Annotated in this window: 17 protein-coding genes and 1 pseudogene; 7 read left to right on the forward strand and 11 right to left on the reverse strand. The window is 68.6% G+C overall.

Translation table 11 applies throughout. The annotated features are described in order from the left end of the window. The first annotated feature begins 381 nt into the window (after positions 1-381). Positions 382-1,147 (forward strand): annotated as a pseudogene (locus ACH5AF_RS16450) (M24 family metallopeptidase). Between the two features lie 99 nt (positions 1,148-1,246). Here ACH5AF_RS16450 and ACH5AF_RS16455 read toward each other — a convergent pair. Beyond that, positions 1,247-2,500: a helix-turn-helix domain-containing protein gene (locus tag ACH5AF_RS16455; protein WP_398902350.1), complete on the reverse strand. Its 1,254-nt coding sequence runs from the start codon at positions 2,498-2,500 to the stop codon at positions 1,247-1,249. A gap of 516 nt (positions 2,501-3,016) precedes the next feature. After that, positions 3,017-4,315: a hypothetical protein gene (locus ACH5AF_RS16460; protein WP_398902351.1), complete on the reverse strand. Its 1,299-nt coding sequence runs from the start codon at positions 4,313-4,315 to the stop codon at positions 3,017-3,019. Positions 4,316-4,389: 74 nt separating this feature from the next. Between ACH5AF_RS16460 and ACH5AF_RS16465 the strand changes: the two genes are divergently transcribed. Beyond that, a complete protein-coding gene (locus tag ACH5AF_RS16465; protein WP_398902352.1) occupies positions 4,390-4,893 on the forward strand; it encodes a helix-turn-helix domain-containing protein in 504 nt (167 codons plus the stop codon). After that, positions 4,890-5,567: a 4'-phosphopantetheinyl transferase gene (locus ACH5AF_RS16470; protein ID WP_398902353.1), complete on the forward strand. Its 678-nt coding sequence runs from the start codon at positions 4,890-4,892 to the stop codon at positions 5,565-5,567. The genes ACH5AF_RS16465 and ACH5AF_RS16470 overlap by 4 nt, the downstream gene beginning before the upstream one ends. Before the next feature lie 182 nt (positions 5,568-5,749). Here ACH5AF_RS16470 and ACH5AF_RS16475 read toward each other — a convergent pair whose 3' ends face one another. From ACH5AF_RS16475 to ACH5AF_RS16515, 9 genes are all read right to left on the reverse strand, one after another. Beyond that, entirely contained in the window at positions 5,750-6,589 is an 840-nt protein-coding gene (locus tag ACH5AF_RS16475) for a phytanoyl-CoA dioxygenase family protein (protein ID WP_398902354.1), read from the reverse strand. A gap of 37 nt (positions 6,590-6,626) precedes the next feature. Continuing rightward, positions 6,627-9,539 carry an amino acid adenylation domain-containing protein gene (locus ACH5AF_RS16480; protein ID WP_398902355.1) on the reverse strand — a complete coding sequence of 971 codons (2,913 nt, stop codon included), beginning with the start codon at positions 9,537-9,539 and terminating at the stop codon, positions 6,627-6,629. Further along, a complete protein-coding gene (locus tag ACH5AF_RS16485; protein ID WP_398902356.1) occupies positions 9,536-11,179 on the reverse strand; it encodes an amino acid adenylation domain-containing protein in 1,644 nt (547 codons plus the stop codon). Before ACH5AF_RS16485 ends, ACH5AF_RS16480 begins: the two co-directional genes overlap by 4 nt. Beyond that, on the reverse strand, positions 11,172-11,459 hold the full coding sequence (locus ACH5AF_RS16490; protein WP_398902357.1) for a phosphopantetheine-binding protein: 288 nt from the start codon (positions 11,457-11,459) through the stop codon (positions 11,172-11,174). Before ACH5AF_RS16490 ends, ACH5AF_RS16485 begins: the two co-directional genes overlap by 8 nt. A gap of 46 nt (positions 11,460-11,505) precedes the next feature. Then, complete coding sequence (locus tag ACH5AF_RS16495) at positions 11,506-11,763, reverse strand: acyl carrier protein (RefSeq protein WP_398902358.1); 258 nt, start codon at positions 11,761-11,763, stop codon at positions 11,506-11,508. Positions 11,764-11,803: 40 nt separating this feature from the next. Continuing rightward, positions 11,804-12,610, reverse strand: coding sequence for an alpha/beta fold hydrolase (locus ACH5AF_RS16500; RefSeq protein WP_398902359.1), 807 nt, complete (start codon positions 12,608-12,610; stop codon positions 11,804-11,806). A 41-nt stretch (positions 12,611-12,651) separates the two neighbouring features. Then, positions 12,652-13,923, reverse strand: a complete 1,272-nt coding sequence (locus ACH5AF_RS16505) for a condensation domain-containing protein (RefSeq protein ID WP_398902360.1) — start codon at positions 13,921-13,923, stop codon at positions 12,652-12,654. 243 nt (positions 13,924-14,166) lie between these two features. After that, the gene (locus tag ACH5AF_RS16510; RefSeq protein ID WP_398902361.1) at positions 14,167-14,685 is read right to left on the reverse strand and encodes a flavin reductase family protein; all 519 of its coding nucleotides are present in this window, start codon (positions 14,683-14,685) and stop codon (positions 14,167-14,169) included. 195 nt (positions 14,686-14,880) lie between these two features. After that, positions 14,881-16,155 (reverse strand): aminotransferase class I/II-fold pyridoxal phosphate-dependent enzyme, encoded by a 1,275-nt coding sequence (locus tag ACH5AF_RS16515; protein ID WP_398902537.1) that lies wholly within the window; start codon positions 16,153-16,155, stop codon positions 14,881-14,883. A 226-nt stretch (positions 16,156-16,381) separates the two neighbouring features. Between ACH5AF_RS16515 and ACH5AF_RS16520 the strand changes: the two genes are divergently transcribed. From ACH5AF_RS16520 to ACH5AF_RS16535, 4 genes are read left to right on the forward strand one after another with little or no spacing between them, the layout of a single operon-like run. Beyond that, positions 16,382-17,125 carry a dihydrodipicolinate reductase C-terminal domain-containing protein gene (locus tag ACH5AF_RS16520; protein WP_398902362.1) on the forward strand — a complete coding sequence of 248 codons (744 nt, stop codon included), beginning with the start codon at positions 16,382-16,384 and terminating at the stop codon, positions 17,123-17,125. A 59-nt stretch (positions 17,126-17,184) separates the two neighbouring features. Then, positions 17,185-18,321, forward strand: coding sequence for an acyl-CoA dehydrogenase family protein (locus ACH5AF_RS16525; RefSeq protein ID WP_398902363.1), 1,137 nt, complete (start codon positions 17,185-17,187; stop codon positions 18,319-18,321). A 47-nt stretch (positions 18,322-18,368) separates the two neighbouring features. After that, positions 18,369-19,541, forward strand: coding sequence for an LLM class flavin-dependent oxidoreductase (locus ACH5AF_RS16530; protein ID WP_398902364.1), 1,173 nt, complete (start codon positions 18,369-18,371; stop codon positions 19,539-19,541). Then, on the forward strand, positions 19,542-20,897 hold the full coding sequence (locus ACH5AF_RS16535; RefSeq protein WP_398902365.1) for a condensation domain-containing protein: 1,356 nt from the start codon (positions 19,542-19,544) through the stop codon (positions 20,895-20,897). Positions 20,898-21,045: the final 148 nt, after the last annotated feature.

The raw sequence follows: 21,045 nt of genomic DNA on the forward strand, positions 1-21,045 counted from the left end.
GCCCAAGAGTCCGTAGATGGGCCGAGACTCGCTCCCAGAGCCAACCTGAAGGTCCGCGCCAACGACACAGTGGACCGGTTGGATTGGGAAGGAGGTAGCCACGAGGCCACCGCCTACCCGCTGCCGCGTTCCGACTGGGAAGACAGCGAGTTCTGGCTCTCCCACCGCGGCGAGCTGTGGGACGGCCGCCCGCGATAGCCCCAGCGAGAACGAGCGGCTTCTCGGCCTGCCCCGCAAGGACGTCCGTACGCTCGCTGATGCACTCAGGGAGGCACCGGCCCGGTCCGTTTGCTGCGCGCCTACGACACCGGCATCGAGGAGGCCCTCACCGACAAGGCCACCGCGGAGCGCGACGAGGAGTTCCGCGTCTCCCTCTCCGAAATGCGCCGGATAAAGGACGCGTTCGAGATTGCCGACCTGCGCTTCGCCTGTGACGCCACTTCCCGTGGCTTCGAGGACTTCGTCCGCTCCCTCGACCAGGCGCAGGCCACGTCGGAGCGGTACTTCGAGGGCACGTTCTTCCTGGGCGCCCGCTTCGAGGGCAACGACGTCGGCTACAGCACGATCACTGCCGCTAGGCCGCACGCCACCACCATCCACTGGGTGCGCAACGACGGCGCGGTCCGCGACGGTGAGCTGCTGCTGCTCGACGCCGGCGTGGAGACCCGCAACCTCTACGCTGCGGACGTGACCCGCACCTTGCCGATCAACGGCCGGTTCGGCGCTGCGGCCGGGGCGCCCCGTACCGCGACTTCCACCGGGTGCTCAGCGTGTCCTCGCCGCCAGACTCGTCGAGTGGGGCCTGTTCGGCGACATCGATGTGGAGAAGGTCCTGGAGCTGGGGCTGCAGCGCCGCTGGACCATGCACGGCACCGGTCACATGCTTGGCCTGGACGTGCACGACTGCGCCGCGGCCCGGACCGAGATGTACGTCGAGGGTGTGCTGGAGCCGGGCATGTGCCTGACCGTGGAGCCGGGGCTGTACGTCCAGGAGGGCGACCTGACGGTGCCGGAGGAGTACCGGGGCATCGGCGTGCACATCGAGGACGACATGCTCGTCACCGAGGACGGTAACGAGAATCTCTCGGCTGGCCTGCCGTGGCAGGGGGGCGAAGTCGAGGCGTGGATGGCCCGGCTCAAGGAGTGATCACACGGGTGCGCTGGCCCGGGCCAGCGCACCTTGGCTCCTGCCGAAGGATGGCCGGAAAGCCATGGGCGCCGCCCCCATGCCCCTCAGGGTTCCGGGTCATAGAGTGCTCTCGGCCACCGTGCGCCAGACCTCGGCCGCGAGGTCGGGCATGCTGGCCGTCTGGACCTGGGCGATGATCTCCTTGAGTCGGGCGCCTGCGTCCGCGTCCCCGGACTTCAGGGCGAGGACTCCGCGCAGGACTGTGTAGCGGATCTGGTCGCGGTACGAGAGCATCTTGACGCCCCCCTCAGCCTCGGCCGCGAGATCGGCGGCACGGTCGAGGGCGCCCTGGTGGAAGGCGAGCTTCGCCTTGAGGAAGAGCAGTTCGTGCCAGTGCCGCAGCGGCCCGGTGACCTTCAGGAGGGGCTCGACGCTGTCCAAGTACGACTCGGCTTCTGCCAGCCGGGGCGGCATGGCCTGCATGCACAAGGAAGCGGCGGCCAGCCGCAGCCTGATCCACAGAATGAGGTTGTCCCGGCTGTCGACCGCGGCCAGTGCGTCCTCCAGGAAGCAGAGGGCGCGGGTGTGGTTTCCTTGCCGAGTACTGACCGTGGCCGCCGTCCAGAAGACGTCCGCGGCCAGAGCTCCGGCGGTGCGCCCCAACGATCCGCAGATCTCGTCGACGAGACGGGCCGCCTTGGCGAGATCGCCCAGTTCCGCCTCGGCGGACACCAGGACGAGATTGACCCGGACAAGGTCGTCCGGGGAAAAGATCCGCAGGCCGTACTGCTCGCTGAGGGCGAGTGCCTCTTGCGCCGCCCGGCGGGCTGTCTCCGCGTCGCCGTGGTTACTGGCGCAGTGCGCCATCCGCAACCGCGCCCGAATCCGGAGCATGGGACGGGCCAGTTCGTTGCTCAGCTCATTGAGACGGCACAGAGCATGGCGCTGGCTGATGAAGTCGCCGAGGGTCTCATGGATCCGGGCGAGTTGGGCGAGCGCCTGCCACCGCATCACCGGATCAGCGTCCGTGGCGGTGTCTAAGGCATCGGCGAGGAGAAGGGCGGTCTCCTCGGTGACGTCGCCCGCCGAGAGGGCATCGACGGCGGTGACCGCGTCGGTGAGTCTGTCCTCGGACCGCTCCTCGAAGCTCTCCTTCGGTATACGAAGCCGCGCGGCTAGGTATGCCACTACCCGATCCGTGGGGCGGCGGTCGCCGGACTCCAGCCGTGACAGATAGGTCGCGGACATCCCAGGCCCTGTCAATTGGACCTGGGACTTCCCTTGCTGCTGCCTCAGCTGACGCAGACGCCGACCGAATGCTGGCTGTTCAAGCAACTTCAACCTCTGCCTGGAAGAAAGAACAGGATCCATCCCGTTCGGTCCGCTATGACCCGACCGGAAAGATCTGCAAGAAACCGGTTCTGACAACCTAGTAGTCGGGTCGCCCGGGGGAATCGCTTCCGGGCGACCCGACCACTGATCAAAAAGGCTGAAACCTGTCGACGTTACGGCCGACCGGTCGTTAACAGCAAGGCCTTCGGCGCACCGGGCTGACTACCAGCCACCACAGTGGCTGCCTTTTGAGTACATTGCGGACAACTGTAGTGACCCGGGAATCCATCGACGATCGTCAAGTCAAGAGGACTTTCTGCCGTTCGGCGTGCTCGAACTGTAGCGGCACATCCCGGGCTGGAGAGCTTGCTTTCCCCCTATGGTCCTGCGGCGGAGGGCCAAGAACGCGACACCTTGAAAGTTTGTTAAATGACCCCGAGAGGCTTGTCAATTACTTGCCTAGTGCAGTCATGTCCATGCAAGATCGTCGGTGTGCGCATGAGTACGCATCGTCGGGCAGGGCCAAGGCCGGGCGGCTGCAGACCTCCGGGGCCGTCAGAGGGCTGCCCGCCGTCCCTGCGTGCTCCATGCGACGGAGGTCATGAGGACATGAGCCTTGTCAAAGGAGATGACATCGTTGCCGTTCGCCACGTCGAAGCGCGCCATACAGCCCGCCAGCTCTCCGTCGATGATGACGGGACCGAAAACCGTCGGCGCCTCCGTCTCGACAACGCGTCCGCTGCCGGGTTCAACAAGACTCACCGGAATCCGCCGGGACGTGACCCGTTCCTGCACCACCCAGGCGCCCGTCGCGAAGGCGTCGTGCAGCAGCGCCCGCCACGCCACCGGATCCATCTCGGAGCCCATGAAGACTCCGTTACCCCGGTTGCTGTCCGTGCGCTTGAGAACGAAGCGGTCCTGCACCGCACGCACGAGTTGGCTCAGCTTCCACGACTCCCCGTGGAAGTCCACGACCGAGTCGACGAGTTCACGGGACCACGGAACATAGCGCTCTACGAACTGCCGGTCGTCGTCTGTCATCCAGTCCTGGCCGACGGACAGCATGGCCAGAACCGCCTTGCTGCTCAGCTGGTAGGAACTCTGCGACGCCAGCACGGTCGTCCCCGTGTTCCGTATGGCTTCCAGCGGGGCGAGGTCGCGGCCGTTCTCCAGCCACTCCTGCGGTACGCACCTCTGCAGTCCCAGCGGGAACAACGAATCGGGGCCGTTCCCAGCCGCCGCCCGGACGAATTGCTCGGGTTCGAAGTACTCCGACTCGATCCCCGCCTTCCGCATCTCCTCGATTTCCACGTCGTAGTAACGGAGGGTTGGAAGCTTCATGTACTCGGCGCAGCCGATGACCGCCACGCGCGAATCAACTTCGAGTTCCTTGGCGACTCTCCTCAGCATGGCGTTGCGGGCCTCGAACGGCCGCTCCAGCCGCAGTCCCTGGAGCAGGTCCGACGGCAGGGTTCTGCGCCAGACATCGTTGAAGAGATGGACCCATGTCGGCCCCCCCACTCCTGCACAGGCGTTGAGCTCGACGAACTTCCAGCCTTCCTCGGTGAGAACGACGTCCGGGCGTGAGATGACCGCGGCATAGCGGTCCTCGAAAGCGGTGTCTTTGTAAAGGACTTCAAGCTTCGGGTCCAGATTCAGCTTCCGGTGCCGGGCAACCGGGGTGCCGCCGAGCGACAAGACCGCGCGGTGCACCAGGTCGAGCAGGCGGATGGAGGCATAGCGGACCTCGTCCCCCAGCTCAGCGGAAAGAACCATGGGACCCGCCGAAACAAAGGGCGCCCATTTGAACGGGATTCCCCGGAACTGGCGCCGCACCTCGGCGACCAGGTCCATTCCGTCGGCCTCCGAGAGAACTCCTGACTGCGGGTGCTGCTGCACCTCATCCTCCACATCATGAAAGTCGTGCCTTGAACAAGCTGCCCAGTTTCTGCACAGTCCTCCGAGAGATGCGCATACGCGCCAAGCTCACCCAGAAGGAGCTCGCCGACCTGGCCGGCCTCAGTGTCCGAGCCATACGAGATCTCGAACGGGGCCGCGTGAGCCGGCCGCGCAAGGACACCGTCAGACTCCTCGCCGACGCCTTCCGTCTCGGCACCGATCGCCGCAACGCGTTCATGGCGACGGCGGCAGGGCCACTCGTCGACCACGCGCACTACGTCATGGACGCATTGCCGGCCGACGACAGACCTCTCGACTCCGAGATTCACACCCTCGCCGAACTCCTCGTCTTAGAGAAACGACGACTCATGTCGGTCCAGGCGGAACAGCCGGTATCCGGCGAGGAGATCGTCTTTGTCGCCACCGGGAGCACCGGCATTCCCACGGCCTGGTCGGTTCTGTGCCTGCCGACCGGGCCTGGCCCTCAGGACTCCTTCGCCGAAACGGCCCACACCCCCGGCGGTCAGCGGTGACATCCGTACTCAAGCGCGTCCTCCCTCCCTCGATCGCCCACATCTCGTCGTTCGGCGACCACACAGGCCCACCGGCGTACGCCGAGGAGGAACTCGTCATCCGCAACTCGGTGCCCGAGCGGCAGCGGGAGTTCCGCACGGCCAGACACTGCGCCCGGCTCGCCCTCGCCCAGCTGGGCCGGCCCGCCGTGCCGCTCCTCCCCGGACATAGAGGGGCCGTTCGCTGGCCCGCCGGTGTCACAGGCAGCCTCACTCACTGCCCCGGCTACCGCGCCGCCGCAGTTACGGAGACCGACCGGTTCCGCGCGGTCGGCATCGACGCCGAACCTCACCAGCCCCTGCCCGGGGACACTCTGCGCATCGTCGCGCTGCCCGCCGAGCGTGCAATGCTCGCCGCGCTGGCGGCGGCCGAACCGGATGTTCACTGGGACCGCCTGCTCTTCTGCGCCAAGGAAGCGGTGTACAAGGCCTGGTTCCCGTTGACGGGTACGTGGCTCGGATTCGATGGTGCACGGCTGACGTTCACTACGGACAGCCGCCGTTTCCGAGCCCGGCTGCTGGTCACGGCGCCCGTGGTAGACGGCCGTACGGTCGACGAGTTCAGCGGCTGGTGGACGGTCGGTCAGGGCCTGGTGGTTGCAGCCGTCGCGGTACCGGCCGAATCGGCGGACTGACCCGGCGGTCCCGGACGGCCGCGGCTGACTGTTCCTCCGCGTGCCCGGCGGCAGGCAGTCCCCGGGCGTGGAGCCACAGGCACTCGCCGCAGCAGATCTCACGCATCGCGGCGTCTCGCCACCGTCTGACCATACTGACGATGCCCACGCGCCCACGCCCTCTCGGCGAACTGCCCGGGCCGTCAGCCAGCCAGGACCTGCTCGTCGGCCTCGACGCCCAGCCTGTCGTCGTGCCTGGCCGAGACCGGAGCCGTGTCCCGGGCGACCAGAAACTCCGGACGCGTCGGGTTGGGCGGGGCGTTGTCGACCGTGTTGTACGTGATGAGAAGCAGAGCGCGACGGTCCGCGGAGATGTTGTTCGACGACGAGTGGACGATGCTCGGGTGGAAGGCATGGATCGAACCGGCCCGGCCCATCACGCGTTCCTTGCCGCTCTTCTGGGCCAGCGCATCAGCCGTGTGCGCGGTCACCGTGTAGGTGAGATCCGCAGACACGTGCTGGCGCCAGTCGCCCTTGCCGTCCGCCGACTCAGGGAGGTCGAGGAGGCCGAGACGGTGAGAGCCCGGGATGACAGCCAAGGGGCCGTTCTCCTTGTGGATGTCGTCCAGCGACACGGCGATGTTGACAGCGTCCGGGCGCGGCATGCCGTCTTGCTCGCTCCAGAACGCGTAGTCCTGGTGCCAGGGCCAGGCCGCGCCCTCATGGGCCTGCTTCAGGTTGACCTTGAACTGATAGACGTAGACGGACTTGCCGGTCAGTGCCTCGGCCAGGGCGACGAGCTGCGGGTGCCTCACGAGCGCGGCGCACACGTCGTCGAAGGCGTGGCAGCCGTGGATGGCCCGCACCACGTCGCTGCCCTTCTCGTAGACGACCTCCGGCCGACGCTCCCGGCAGATGGAATCGACGTGCTCACGTATGAGTTCGACCGCCGCCTTGTCGAACCGGAGCGGTACGGGGCACCAGCCGTCCTCGTCGTATGCGGCCCGCAGCCGGGCGAAGGGGATGTCGAGCGTCGTGGTCATGAGGCGATCTCCTTACGATGGAATGGGGGGCCCGGGCTCAGCGGGCGCCGGGGGCCGTTCGGGACAGGGCCAGCCGGTCGACCTTTCCGCTGGGTGTCCGGGGGAATTCGTGCTCCGTGAGGACGTACGCGGACGGAAGCATGTACTCGGGAAGCCGGTCGGCGAGTGCCTTCTGGAGGGTGGCCGCATCTGGGCCGGGCTGCTCGCTCGGCCGGTAGTAGGCGATGAGCCTGGTGTCGCCGACCCCCGACATATGGGCTATGACCACGGCGTCCGCGATTCCAGGCTGCTCGCCCAGGCGCGCCTCGATCTCGCCGATCTCGACCCGGTATCCCCGGATCTTCACCATGCCGTCCCTGCGGCCGAAGAACTCGATCTGTCCGTTCGGCAGATACCTGGCGACGTCACCGGTGCGGTAGAGCGTTCCGTCCGCCTCACCCAGAGGGCTCGGCACGAACTTCTCCCGCGTGAGCTCCGGACGCTGCCAGTACCCCTGGGACACGGGGCGTCCGGCGACGCACAGTTCACCGGCCACGCCCGCCGGCTGTACCCGGAGCCGGTCATCGAGGATGTAGACCCGAGCTCCATTGATGGGGTAGCCGATCGTGGGCATGAGCGGCCACGTCGCAGGGTCCCCGTCCAGGCGCAGCGAGCTGACGCTGTGGGTCTCCGTCGGACCGTACTGGTTGAACAGGACCCCGTCGTTGAGTCCGGCAAAGAACTCCCGGATGGCCGGTGTCACATGGAGCTGCTCGCCGGCAGTGATGCACTCTTTGAGGGCCGGTGTCGACAGGCCCATCGCGGTCGCGTAGAAGGCGATGCTCTGCAGGGCCACGAACGGAAGGAAGATCCGCATCACCCGCTGCTCGGCGATCACCTCGCCAAGCGCGTCGTAGTCCGTACGGACCTCCGCGTCGATGATCACGAGCGTGCCGCCCGTGGACCACGTGCAGAAGAACTCTAGGAACGAGGCGTCGAAGCTCAGGGCCGAGAACTGGAGGGTCCGGTCGCCGGGGCCAGCCGCCGAGTCACGGCACTGCCAGTCCACCATCCCAGCCACCGGGCCGTGCGGCATCGCCACGCCCTTCGGAAGACCGGTGGAGCCCGAGGTGTACATGAGGTACGCCAGGTCGTCCGGGCCGATCGGTGGGCAGTCGGCCGCGCTCTCGGCCTGCTGGGGCAGGTCCCAGTCCTGCGGCTCCAGGGTCTGCACGCCCTCCGGCACGGCACAGCGGTCACGCAGGGACGGCTGGGTGAGCAACGTGTGCAGACCGCTGTCCTGGATCATGTAGGTGAGGCGGTCGGCGGGGTACGACGGGTCCAAAGGCACGTACGGTGCCCCGGACTTGAGCACCGCGAGCACGGCGACGGCCATGTCGAGGGAGCGGTCCAGCAGGATGCCGACGGCCTGGCCGGGCTTGCCGAACTGCCTCAGCACCCGGGCGAGGCGGTCCGCACGCCCGCCCAGTTCCTCGTATGTCAGCTCCTGGTCCCGCCAGACGGCAGCGATCGCCTCGGGGGTCACGCGTCGCTGGGTCTCGAACGCCTCGTGCACGAGGGGAGCGGTACGGTCCGCGTCGGAGGCTTGTGCCCAGGTGCCGGTCACGAGGGCGGTTTCGCTGGCCGCCAGCAGGGGCAACTCGTCCAGCGGCCGGTTGGGGTCGGTGACAGCCGCGTCGAGCAGTACGCGGAATCGTTCGGCGATGCGGTGCGCGGTCGCGTCGGCGTAGAGGTCCGTCGAATAGTCGAGGAACCCTCGGAAGGCGCCGTCGTCGTCGACGGCGAAGTCGAAGCAGAGGTCGAACTTGGACGTGCCAGGGTGGACGTGGAGACGTTCCGCTATCACCCCGGGGAGATCTAGCGCCACGGTGGGTTCGTCGTTGACGGTAACGACGGTCTGGAACAGCGGGAACTTACTGAGGTCCTCGCCTGTCGTAGTGTCCCGGACCAGCTTGCCGAAGGGCACGTCACGGTGGCGCATGGTGCCGAGAACTTCCAGCTTTACGGTGCCGACGAGGTCCCGGAAGGACACCTCGGGGCGGGTGTCCAACCGCAGCGGCATGACGTCGCTTAGACAGCCCATGAAGGAGTCAAGGTCCGCTCCGCCCCGGCGCGAGACGGCGGTGCCGAGCACGGTGTCGCTCTGGCCGTTGTGGCGGTGGAGCAGGGCAGCGACCGCGGAGGTGAGGACGGTGAAGGGGGTGGTCCTGGACTCCCGGGCCAAGCGCCGCACGGACTCGACCAGCTCCGGCGCCAGGCGGTACTCGACGCGTCCCCCGCCGTCGCCGAGTTCCTTTGGCCGGGGAAAGTCCGGCGGGACGGTCGAGGTTTCCGGCAGCGCGGCCAACCGTTCGTGCCAGTAGCGCAGGTGCTCCTCGGGGATGTCGTGGGCACGCTGCTCGGCCGCGTACGGACCGGCCTGCAGGGGAAGTGCCGGCAACGCGGCCTCAGCGGGCTCGCGTTCGTCCTTCCCGCATACTCGGCTGCGGTAGAAGTAGGTGAACTCGCGGTCCAGGACGGCCAGGGACCAGTCGTCCATGACCAGGTGGTGCATGAGGACGGCGATGACCCAGTGCCCGTCCGCGACGCGCACGAGCGTCGGCCGGAGCGGGCCGTCCGCCGGGTCCAGAGGATGGGCCGCGAGGTCCCGCAGCCGCTCGTCCAGCTCCGCCTCCGGGCACTCGACGCGCACGAGGGGCTGGAGTGCCTCCGGGCAGACGACCTGGACCAGCCCCTCCGCCTCCATGGCGTAGCGGCTGCGCAGGGACTCGTGTCGGAGTGTCACCTGGTCGAGCGCCCACTCCACGGCGTCCGGTTCGACGTCGCCGCGGAGCCGGCGGGCCCACAGCACGGTGTACCGCGAACGCCCTTCCGCCATCGCGTCGTTGAGCCAGATGGCCTCCTGCTCACGGGACAGCGGATAGCTCTTCGGCTCGCTGTGACCGATCATGCTTCACACTCCGTGTGTTCCGTCGTCTCAGTGGGTCGCGGCTGTGCCCGCGATGCCGCCGCGGTCGGCCGGGGGCGCCTGCGTCGGCGGGACTCGCCGGCCACAGTGGCCAGAACCGAGCGATCGAGCTTGCCGTTGGGGGTCAGCGGGAAGGCATCGACGGCGCGCACCAGTCCGGGTGTCAGGTACTGCGGCAGTAGCTCCACCAGCGCCGGTGCAACGCCCAGCGGGTCGTCCGGATCGGCGCAGTCCTCGGCTCGCACGGGCGTGGCGACGGGCACGTAGAACAGGGCGGTCCCGGTGACGGCACCGTTTGCCGCGGTGACGGGTACTACCGCGCAGTCGCGGACGCCGTCCACGCGTCGGGCGGACGCCTCGATCTCGCCGAGTTCCACGCGGTTGCCGTGGATCTTCAGCTGGCGGTCGACACGGCCGCGGAAGTGGAGGATCCCTTCCGCGTCGAGGAAGCCGAGGTCTCCGGTGCGATAGGCGCGGACCGTGCCGTCCTCGCCGGGGATCCGGACGAACGCCCTCTCCGTCAGCTCGGGTTCCCCGAGGTATCCGTGCGCGAGCCCCTCGCCGGAGAGGAGGATCTCTCCCACCTGCCCGGGGGCACAGGGCTCGCCTTCCCGGCCCAGGACGGTGATCGATGTGAACGGCACCGCCCTGCCCAGCGGGACGGCCGAGTCGTCCGCGCAGTCCTCGGCACGGACGCGATGGGACGCGGCGTGCATGCAACTCTCCGCGGGGCCATACCCGTTGACGAGCGGAATGTCGCGGTGGTGCTTCAGGAAGGCCTCGGCATGCCGGGGGGACATCCGCTCGCCTCCGACGAACACCTGCCGCAGGCCGGTGAAGCAGCCCGGGTCCTCATCGACGAAGAGGTGGAACAGCGCCGTGGTCAGGCGCAGAGTGGTCACTCCGTGCGTACGGATCATCGTGCGCACCGTGGCCGGCAGCAGATAGTCCGTGTCGTTGAGTACGGATGTGCCGCCGGTCATGAGCTGCCCGAACAGCTCGTACGCGTACATGTCCCACCAGGGCGGGGCGCCCTGCGGCATGACGTTGCCCCGGCCGAAGCCCGGTGGCGGCGTCTCGCGGAACATCCGGGTGACCGCCCGGTGAGGGACGACCACGCCCTTGGGGCGTCCCGTCGTGCCGGACGTGAAGATCACCATGGCGGGAGCCTCGGTGTCCGCCGCAGGCGCGGGTGGTGCAGACACGAAGCCCGCGGCGGCCCTGTCCATGCCCCCCGCCGGTACGATCAGCACCTCGGCTCCGTCGAAGTGCTGGGTGGCGTCGGCAACCACCACGACGCGGGCGCCGACCATGTCGAGCACGTCCCGCAGCCGCTGCTGCGGCCAGTGGGGGTCCACGCTGCTGTAGGCGGCGCCGCACATGAGCACACCGAGCTGAACGGCCACGAGTTCGGGTGAACGGGACATCAGAAGGGGCACGACGTGCCCCGGTCCCACGCCGCGGGCGGCGAGTTGCGCCGCAAAGGACCCGGCGGCCGCGTGCAGGGTGCGGTAGTCGTAGTACCGGTCGCGGTGGATGAGCGCGGTCGCACTGGGCGTCTCCCGCGCATGGCCGGCCACGGCGAGATGGACCGACCCCGCAGCCGGTACGTCTTCAGCCACGGGCGGCCGCCTGCGCGGAGTCCAGCAAGTCCACCAGGTCGGCCAGCACGTCGTGCTCGAAGAACGAGACGGGGCTCAGCGCGTGTCCGGTCGCCTGCTCGATCCGTACGCACACGCGGATGGCCTGGAGCGACGTCCCGCCGAAGTCGTAGAAGCTGTCGTCGAGTCCCACGCGGTCGACACCGAGGACGTTGGCCATGATCTGCGCCACGTCGGCCGCGGGTGTCCCTACGGGCTCCCGGTACGGGATGTCGGTGAAGTTCTCCCGCGGCTGGATCACCACGGCCTCCTGTCGGTCCGGATCGCCTTGGGCTGCGCTGCGGTCGTCACGCGCCGACCTGCTCGGTGATGGCGGCGGCAAGTTCGTTCACGGTCCGATGGCGCATGATCAGCCGGACCGGCAGCTTGGCGTCGAGCTCCTTGCTCAGCGCGACGACTACCTGGACGGCCGTCAGCGAGTGGCCGCCGGGCAGGGTGAAGAAACGGTCGTCGTCGCCGAAGTCGGCGTGGCCAAGGACCTGCTCCCATACCGCGCGCACCACTTGGCGCATGTCCACGTCAGTGCGCTGCCCGCTTTCCATCATCGGGCCCCTTTCATATTTGCCATTTTGGTAGGTGTGGGCGTCAACGTACGGACCCGAAAAATTCGGCAATGGCCTTGTTCACGCTGCCGGGATCTTCCAGATATCCGTAGTGACCACATCTCTCGATCAGTTGGAAACTCGCGCCTGGAATTACCTCAGCGACCTCCCTGCCCAGATGAGCCGGAGTGATGAGGTCGTCCGCGAACGCGACCACCCCGCAGGGCCGCTCGATCTTCCGGTAGGCGTCGAGACGGTCCGGCATGGCGGAGAGTGCCAGCTGCGCCCGGTTCGCCCCCCCGACGGCGGCGGCCATCTCCAGCAGGGCGAGCCAGTCGTCGATCTGCTCGGCGTCCGCGAGCGTGTGCGGCGACAGGTTCTGCATGGCCCTGACGACCGCCTTGTAAGAGGCCGGTAGCCGGGCCGCCGAGTCATGAAGCGCCAGCTCCGCCTCGGCGAGGGCCCGCCGCAGGACGTCCGAGCGACCGCGCGTGGCGATCAGTACGGCACAGTCGACCAGGTCCGGCCTGGCCAGGGCGAGTTCCTGGACGATCTGCGCGCCGAGTGAGTGGCCGACCAGGCGGCACCGGCCGAGGCCGAGCCGCTCGATGAGTGCGGCGGTGTCCGCCACCATGTCTTCTACGGTGAAGCCCTCGGCACACAGGTCGGAGGGCGCGATACCGCGGTTGTCGAAGGTGATGACCCGGTACCCCGCCGCAGTGAGGTGCGGCACCTGGTGCAGGTGCCAGACCCGTCCCCCGCTTCCGCTTCCCGCCACCATCACCACCGGCTCGCCCGAGCCGTGTGCCGCGTAATGAATCCGGATACCATTAGCCGTCGTCGATGCCATGTCGTTTCCCGGTCGCCCTCAACAACTGATGTCTCGATCAGCTATTGGCCGGCCTCGCTGAGCAGCGTTTTGTGGATCGTCGTCAGAATCTCCGACACCGCGTCCCGACCGAGCCCCCTGGCCCGCAACCGGATCGCCCATGCGTCATTCCCGTTGTCCGTGACGCGCAGATAGAAGCGGGGCCCGAGGGCAAGAAAGACCGGCTCCCAGGTGAGCTCCCCCTCCTCGCTGCCGAATTCCTCGAAGGCACCGGGATCGCCGGAGCTGCCCGCGATGATGTGGTTGAAGGCCCACGTCGACTCGTTCCTGGCGATGTGCTGTGGGAAACGGCTGCGGATCGCCGCGATGGCGTCGTGGTCGAACATGCCGTTGCGATAGGCCTGAAGGCTCCGCATGGCCAGCGGCCGGGCCAGGTCCTCGAAGGAGGTCCCGTCCTCGACCCCGATGTGCAGGGGTGTCCACTGGTTCATCGACGTGACGTGGTCGACCCAGGGGTGGCCGTGCCGGTTCGACGACGCCATCCGCATGGGGATCGAGCGCACGCCCTGGACCTCCGCGATCGCACGCGCGTAGGCAGCGAGCAGGACGACGGACACGGAGAGACCGACCCGGGTCGCGAGCTGTTCGGCCGCGGCACGGGAGCGGCGGGATCGCAGGCATCCCCGGATCACCTCGGTGCCGCCGTCGCCGTTCTCGGGCGGGATGCCGCCGTCGATCGACGCGGTGAGCGTCTTCTCCCAGTGCCGTTCGGCCGCAAGCCGCTTGGCGCGGAACTCGTACGAGCGCTGTTCCTCGGCCGTCCGGATCAGGCTGTACGCACTCTCCGCCGGCGTTTCCGGGGAGGTCAGGGCCGTCATCAAATCGTCCCAGAGGACCTTCTTGGCCGTTCCGTCCGCGAGGATGTGGTGGTTCACCATCGCCACGTGCGTCGCCTCGCCGTCCCGGGTGAGGATGCTCGCCCGCCAAGCGTACTCAGACCATAGGTCGAACGGCCGGTGGGCGATGTCGGTTGTGATGCCGCGGAGTTCCTGCTCCGTGGCGCGGCCTACATCGACCACGTCCACGGCGGTGTTGGGGTCCTCGTGCACGACCTGCCGCGGGCACGCGGGATCCGAGATGTCGTAGATGGTCCGCAGCGACTCGTGCCGGACCGCCAGAGTCCGCAGCGCCCTGTGGGCTGCGGCGACGGGCACCGCAGTGGGAAGGACCCACAGCGTCTTGAGGTTCGATTCATGCCACCGCTCCACCGGGAGGCTCTGGACGGCGCGCATCACAGAGAGCTGCCCGAACGAAAGAGGGCCCGTCGTGCTCATTGCGTCTCCTGCGTGATTCGGTGTATTCCGGCGGTGCAGTCCGTCCCCTGCTCCTAGGGGTGTGTCTTGTGGACCAGCCCTGGTGACGGGAAGGCGATGGCTGCAGACCAGCAGGTCGACGCAGCGATGAACCGGGAAACGGTGGAGGGCGTTTGAATGCCACCGGATCCCGAGAGGTGTCAAAAACGTACCGGCCCTCGTCGGGCATGAGCGGCAGCGGCAGCGGCAGTTACGGGGGCCGGCTCAGAGCCCGGCGGTCTGCACCGTCGGTACGGGCAGCAGCCGGTGACCGTGGTAGACGAGGGGCTGCCTCTCCTCGTCGTACGCGCTCGACAACACGCGGCCGACGAACAGCAGATGGTCCTGTACGGGCTGCGCGCTCTCCACGGCGCACACCACCGTGACCGCCGCGTCGGTGAGGACGGGCTGGCCGTGCCGCAGGGTGTGCGCGACGCTGTCGAAACGGGTCTTCGCGTCGCCGACGGAGAAATGGCGGCAGAGCTCTTCCTGCCCCTGCGCCAGTGCGTTGACGGCGAAGGCTCCGCTGCGGCGGATGTGCCCGGCGGTTCGGCTGGTCTCTGCCAGCGACACCAGCAGCGACGGCGGCTGTACGGACAGGGAGAGCAGGGCGTTGGCCGTACAGCCCACCGGTCCCTGCTCGCTCATGGTGGTGATCACGGTGACGAAGGTGGGGAGGTGGGCCATCGCGGCCCGGAAGCCCTCAACGGATGCAGCCTCGGTCGAGTGGGCCGATGCGGCCATGGGGAATCTCCTCGCTGACGTGCGGGGCGCGACGGAGCGGATGGTGACCGCAGGCGGTCTGGGTCTGCTCCGCTGCTCGCAGATCGTTCTCGCGGGAGTGCTCCGGTGTGCCCGACGGCGCGGTGGCCCCCACGGAGCGCGACGCTGCCAACCCTAGGTCCGGCTGCCCCCCATGAGCGGCAGTCGGACCGGCAGTTACCTCGCCAGCAGCTTCTCGTAGCCGACGAGCCGCACGCAGGCGGTGACGCCCCTGATGGCCTGCACCAGCTCGTCGGGGGTGGGGAAGCTGGGTGCGATCCGGATCACCGAGTCGTCCGGGTCCTGGCCGTGGGGGTGGGTGGCGCCCGCGGGAGTGAGCACGATGCCCGCCTCGGCAGCGCGGCGCACCACTTCGCGGGCACAGCCGTCGAGGACCTTCAGGGTGATGAAGTAGCCGCCCTTGGGCTCCGTCCACGTGGCGAGCCCCGTGCCGCCCAGTTCGACTTCGAGCATGCGCACAACGGCGTCGAACTTCGGCCTGAGCTTGGCGCGATGGAGCTCCATGTGAGCGTGCACCCCGGATTCGTCCTTGAGGAACAGCGCGTGACGCAGCTGGTTCACCTTGTCCGGGCCGATGGTGCGCTTCGCGGTGTTGGCCATGAGCCAGGCGACGTTGTCCGGGGAGGAGCCGAAGAAGGCGACGCCGCTGCCAGCGAGGGTGATCTTGGAGGTGGATCCGAAGACGAAGGCCCGGTCAGGATGGCCGCTCTGCGCGCAGGCGGCGAGCAGATCGCTGATCTCCACGCGCTCGTCGGTCAGGTGATGGACCGCGTAGGCGTTGTCCCAGAAGATCCTGAAGTCCGGGGCGATGGTGGACATGGCGGCGAGCCGGGCGATGGTCTCGTCGCTGTAGCTGATCCCGTCGGGGTTGCTGTACTTGGGCACGCACCAGATGCCCTTGACCGAAGAATCCTCGGCCACCAGCCCCTCCACGACATCCATGTCCGGACCCTGGTCGGTCATGGGGACCGGAATCATTTCGACACCGAGGCGTTCGCAGACGCCGAAGTGCCGGTCGTATCCGGGAACGGGGCAGAGGAAGGCAATGCGCTCCTCGTCCACCCAGCGGGACTTGGCTCCAGGCAGCACGCTCAGCAGCGCGTGCACCAGACAGTCGTGCATCAGTTCCAGGCTGGAGTTGCCCGCGGCCACGAGTTGCTCTACAGGGACTTGGAGCGGTCCGCTGAAGATCTCCCGCAGCTCCCGCAAGCCCTGCAGACCACCGTAGTTACGGCAATCCACAGCCTCGGCGCTGGTGTAGGTGTCGCCCGGGAGGGCGAGCAGCGGCAGGGAGAGGTCGAGCTGGTCCGCGGCCGGCTTCCCACGCGTCAAGTCGAGGGAGAGACGCCGCCCCATCAGCTCGGCATAGTCCCGCTGCGCGCGATCGCGGTGGGCGACGAGGGTGTCGGGGCTGAGGGCGGTGGGATTGATGGTGATCTCCTTCGGGCAAACGGCATGCGAAACGAGACGTCGCCAGCACCTTACCGAGGCCCGTCCGCAGGTGTCCGATGCTTTCCCGGGGATGAGCGCCGCTCTGATCATCTGCCTCTGCAACTGCCGCTCAGGGCATCCGGGCGTGACTAACGTGCTGCGCTGAGGCGAGGCATGGACCCGCCGCTCACCCCAATCCCGCCCGGCTCCCCTGGAGGACGCCACCATGCCCCCTCATCAACACTCTCAGGAGCGGCCGCTCCTGGTCGGAGTGGTCGGTGCAACCGGACGACTGGGGTCGAGCATCGTCGGGGAGTGCACCCGACTTGGCATTCCCGTCACCTGGACGGCGACGAGCAACGCGTGGGGTGCGACACCGGCGCCGCGGGACGAGCCGGCCCGCCCGCCCACCGTGGTCATCGACGCCAGCCGCGGAGCCGTGCTGCCGCGAACAGCCGCATACTGTGGGGAGACGGGCGCCGCGCTGGTGGCCTGCGCCTCGGACCTTGGTCCCGGGGAACTGGCGGCCGCGAAGGAGCTGTCCGCGCGGGTGCCGGTCATACGGGCTGTCAATCTGTCTGTGGCGCACTGGCTGCAGAGCCAGCTGGTGAGCACTGCGGCGCGGATCGCACGGCGGCTGCCAGAACTGCCCGCCGCCGCCGTGCTCGAACGCCACACGGCGGCGAAGCGGGACCGGCCGAGCGCGACCGCGCAGGCTCTGGCCGGCACCTGGGACGAGGTGCTCGGCAACGGGACGACGAAGGAGATCGCCTCTTTCCGGGCCGGGCTTCCCGTGAGCGAGCACGCCTTCGAGCTCACCTTCTCCCACGAGACACTAACGCTCCGCCATGACGTACGGGATTTGAGAGCGGCCGTCTTCGGTGCGCTCACCGCAGCGTCCTGGGCGCATGACGCCGCGCCCGGTTACCACTCCCTCACCGATCTCTTCGACCGTCTCTTCCTTCGGTGAATGCCACCGAAACACTGGATCCCTCAGACACCCCGCATCCCGCGAGCAGGAGCGCACACGTGACAACGGACCGGCACTTCGACTCGCCCGAGCAGGCCGAACTCTTCGCCATTGTCGAGAAGGTGGCGGACGAGGTACTCGCCCCGAACGCCGCCCGGTACGAGGACAAGTCGGAGTTCCCCCGCGAGATCGTCGGGACGCTCGGGGAACTCGGGTTGATGGGGCTGCCGTTCCCGGAGAAGTGGGGCGGCGGAGGCCAGTCCTACACGTTCTACCTCCAGGTCCTCGAACGCCTCTCCTACGGCTGGCTGGCCGCGGCCGAGTCCGTCCACCTCCAGGTGCTGGCGTGCCATGGGCTGATCCAGTTCGGCAAGGACCCTCTGCGCGAGGCCTACCTTCCGAGGATGCTGCAGGGCGAACTACTGGGCGCCAACTGCATGTCCGAGGCGGAGGCCGGATCCGACCTGGCCGCCATGACCACCGAGGCGCGGCCCCGGGACGACGGATACGCGATCTCGGGCCTGAAGTCCTGGGTCAGCCACGGCGGTGTGGCGGACGTCTACAACGTCTACTGCCGCACAGGCCGCGCCGGGGTGGGCGGCGTCTCGTGCTTCCTGGTAGATGCCTCGCAGGCCGGCGTGCAGCACCTGGCGCACATTAGCAAGATGGGCGTCAGCGCACTGCCGACGGCCCAGGTCGGCTTCGACGACGTACGCGTGTCGGCCGGGCGGATGATCGGCGGCAGGAACCGCGGAATGCTCGTCGCGGCCTCGGTCTTCGACCACGGGCGCCTCGGCATCTCTGCCTGCGCCATCGGTCTTGCCCAGGCCGCACTCGACTACGCATGCCGATACGCGAAGGAGCGGCGGCAGTTCGGCAATCCGATCATTTCCTATCAGGGCGTCTCCTTCATGCTCGCCGACATGGCGACCCAAATCGCCGCCGCACGCGCACTGATGCTGTCGGTCGCCCGGCTGAAGGACATCGGCCGTCCGATCTCGACCGACGCCGCCAAGTGCAAGCTCTTCGCCACAGACATGGCGATGCGCGTCACCACGGACGCCGTCCAGGTCTTGGGGGGCTACGGATACACCCAGGACTACCCGGTGGAGCGCTGGATGCGCGAGGCGAAGCTGCTCCAGATTATCGAGGGCACCAACCAGATCCAACGCGTGTCCATCGCCCAGAGCCTGTGACGGCCGCTCACCGCTTAGCGACCTTGCTACCGCCCGAGAGGAACCCCATGCTCACACCCTTGCGATTCGGCTGCTTCCTTGCGCCGTGGCACCGCCCGGGAGAGGATCCGAACCTGCTCCTGCGGCGCGATCTGCGCATCACGGAGCTGGTGGACGAACTCAACTTCGACGAGATGTGGATCGGCGAGCACCACACCGGAGGCTGGGGCACCGTGACCGCGCCCGAGCTCTTCATCGCGGCGGCCGCCGAGCGGACCAAGCGGATCAAGCTTGCCACGGGCGTGACAGCGCTCCCGTACCACCACCCCTACATGGTCGCCGAGCGCGCCATGCAGCTGGACAACCTGACCCGCGGCCGGTTCATCCTCGGCGTCGGCGCCGGATCGGGCGCGGCGGACATGCACATGCTGGGTGTTGCTCCCGAGGACACCCGGCGCCGTGTCGAGGAGTCGATGGACACCATCCTCCCTCTGCTGCGCGGCGAGACCGTGACGCGCAAGACGGACTGGTTCACCCTCGTGGACGGACGTGTGCAGCTGCGCCCCTTCAACCCGGGCGGCTTCGAGATCGCGATCACCAGCGCCTCCACGCCCTTCGGCATGAGGCTGGCGGGCCGTACGGGCATCGGGGTGCTCTCCAACGCCTCCGCACCATGGGGCGCCGCGCGCGCCGGCCACAGCGTCGGTGTAGAGCGGCTGGCCGAGCAGTGGCGCCACCTGCAGGACACGGCGAGCGCGACCGGTACCCCCTGCGACCGGAAGAACTGGCGCCTGGTGGTTCCGGTCCATGTGGCGGAGTCCCGGGAGCAAGCGATCGCCGACATCCTGCCAGGCTGGCTCCGCGACCGCGGCGAACTGTGGGCGGACACCATGGGCTTCCCCGTCGCTCGCGGCGAGACCAGTGCCCGTAAGGCCTTCGAGACCACCGTGGCGGCGGGAGGCATTCTCGTCGGCGACGTGGACGATGTGGTCGCGGGGATCGAGAAACTCCAAGAGGCCACCGGCGGGTTCGGCACCCTGCTGATCACCCTCCAGGACTGGACCACGCCGGAGCGCTCCCACCACAGCCTGGAACTTTTCGCCCGCTTCGTCGCACCCCGCTTCCGTGGGTCCGCACATGGTCTGCTGGCGTCTCAGTCCTGGGTGGCGAGCAACCGGGTCGCCTTCCAGGAGGCCCAGTTCGCGGCCCGCAGCAAGGCCATGACGAATAGCGGGGAGTAGATGAACCACCACGGCGTCAAGACGGTCCCGTTCTCGGGATCCGGGGACTGGGGCGGGCTGGCCACCTGGGGGCAGCAGGGCTTCTGGGACGGCCTGAAGAGATACGACTGCACGTCCTGGTACCGCAATGTCGCTCCCGTGTGGACAGTGCCCGAGGGCTGGGTTCTGGCGGACGTCCTCCAAATGCTCGGCTCGACCGTCTCCCGGTACGAGGGGCTGCGTACCGACGTCAGGGAGGGCGAGGACGGCCGGCTGCGCCAGCACGTCTGCGGTCGCGGCGAGTTCCCGGTGGAGATCATCGAGGCCACGAACGAGACGGACCTCGCGGGCCATGTGGCGCGGCTGCGGGCGCTGCCGCTGATCGGCAACGGGAAGCTACCGTTCGCGGCGGCCGTCGTCGTCGAGGAGGGCAGGCCTCGCCAGATGATCTGGGCCATCTCGCATCTCGCCGTCGATGCGTCCAGCGTTCGGGTCCTGCTGAGCCATCTCGACGCGCCGCGGCAGGAGCCCCCGCCCCAGCCGAGGGACCGGGCCGAGTTGGAGGCTGGTGACCAGCTCGCGCAGGCAGCGGAGCGCTCGACGACCGCATGGCTGCGCGCCCTGGCCGGTGCGGACCTTCCGTTCGCCGCCCGGCGGCCGGAACCCGACGCGGGGGGCATCCTCCAGGAGACGCTTACCTCCAGGTCGGCGGCCACCAGACTGGAGGAGCTGACCGCCGCACTGGGCACGGACGCGTCGGCCGTGCTGCTTGCGGCGGTGTCCGTCGCCCTGGGCTCGCCCCTCGGTTTGCGGACGCTCCCGCTCCAGGTGGTGACCTCCAACCGGCACCGGTCCGGCACCGAGGACTATCTGGGCGTGCTGGCGCAACTGGGCCCGATGGCCGTCGGCCTGGACCCGGACCAGAAGTTCGGCGACGCCGTCGGACAGGTCCGCCGCAGGTCGTTGCGCGCGTACAGCAGCGCGCTCTGGTCGCCCGCAGCGCTCGACAGCACGCTGCGGGGCACCGGCCGGTCGGCGGACGAGGTGCTGGGGGCAACGTACACGTTCAACGACGTTCGGGGCGGCTTTCCCGCCGTGATGGATCACCCGGCGCAGCCCGATCCGGGCAAGGACTATGCGGTCCGTCCGCTGCCGTGGTGGCCGTACCAGGGCGGCCGGTGCGGGATCGCCGTCGCGGGCGACCAGGAGGTGCTGCAGTTCGCGGTACGCGCAGACACGGCGTATGTCGCGCCGGAGCTTGCCCGCTCGCTGCTCCCAGCGATCGACACCGTGCTGCGTCTGGCCCATGCGAACAGCGCCGACGTACTCGTGGGCGAACTCGCCGCAGCAATACGGGGCGAACTCGCCGACCACTGACTCCTCGCCCGACAACACGCGCGAACAGACCCCGGTCCGGGGGGGGGGGGGGGCCCCACCGGGCGCCCCCCCCGGGGGGGGGGGGGGGCCGGGCCGGCCCCCCGGGGGGGGGCCCCCCCGCCGCAGGGGCGGGGGGACACACCAGGGG

Source organism: Streptomyces sp. NPDC018833 (genome assembly GCF_044390825.1).
Lineage (GTDB): Bacteria > Actinomycetota > Actinomycetes > Streptomycetales > Streptomycetaceae > Streptomyces.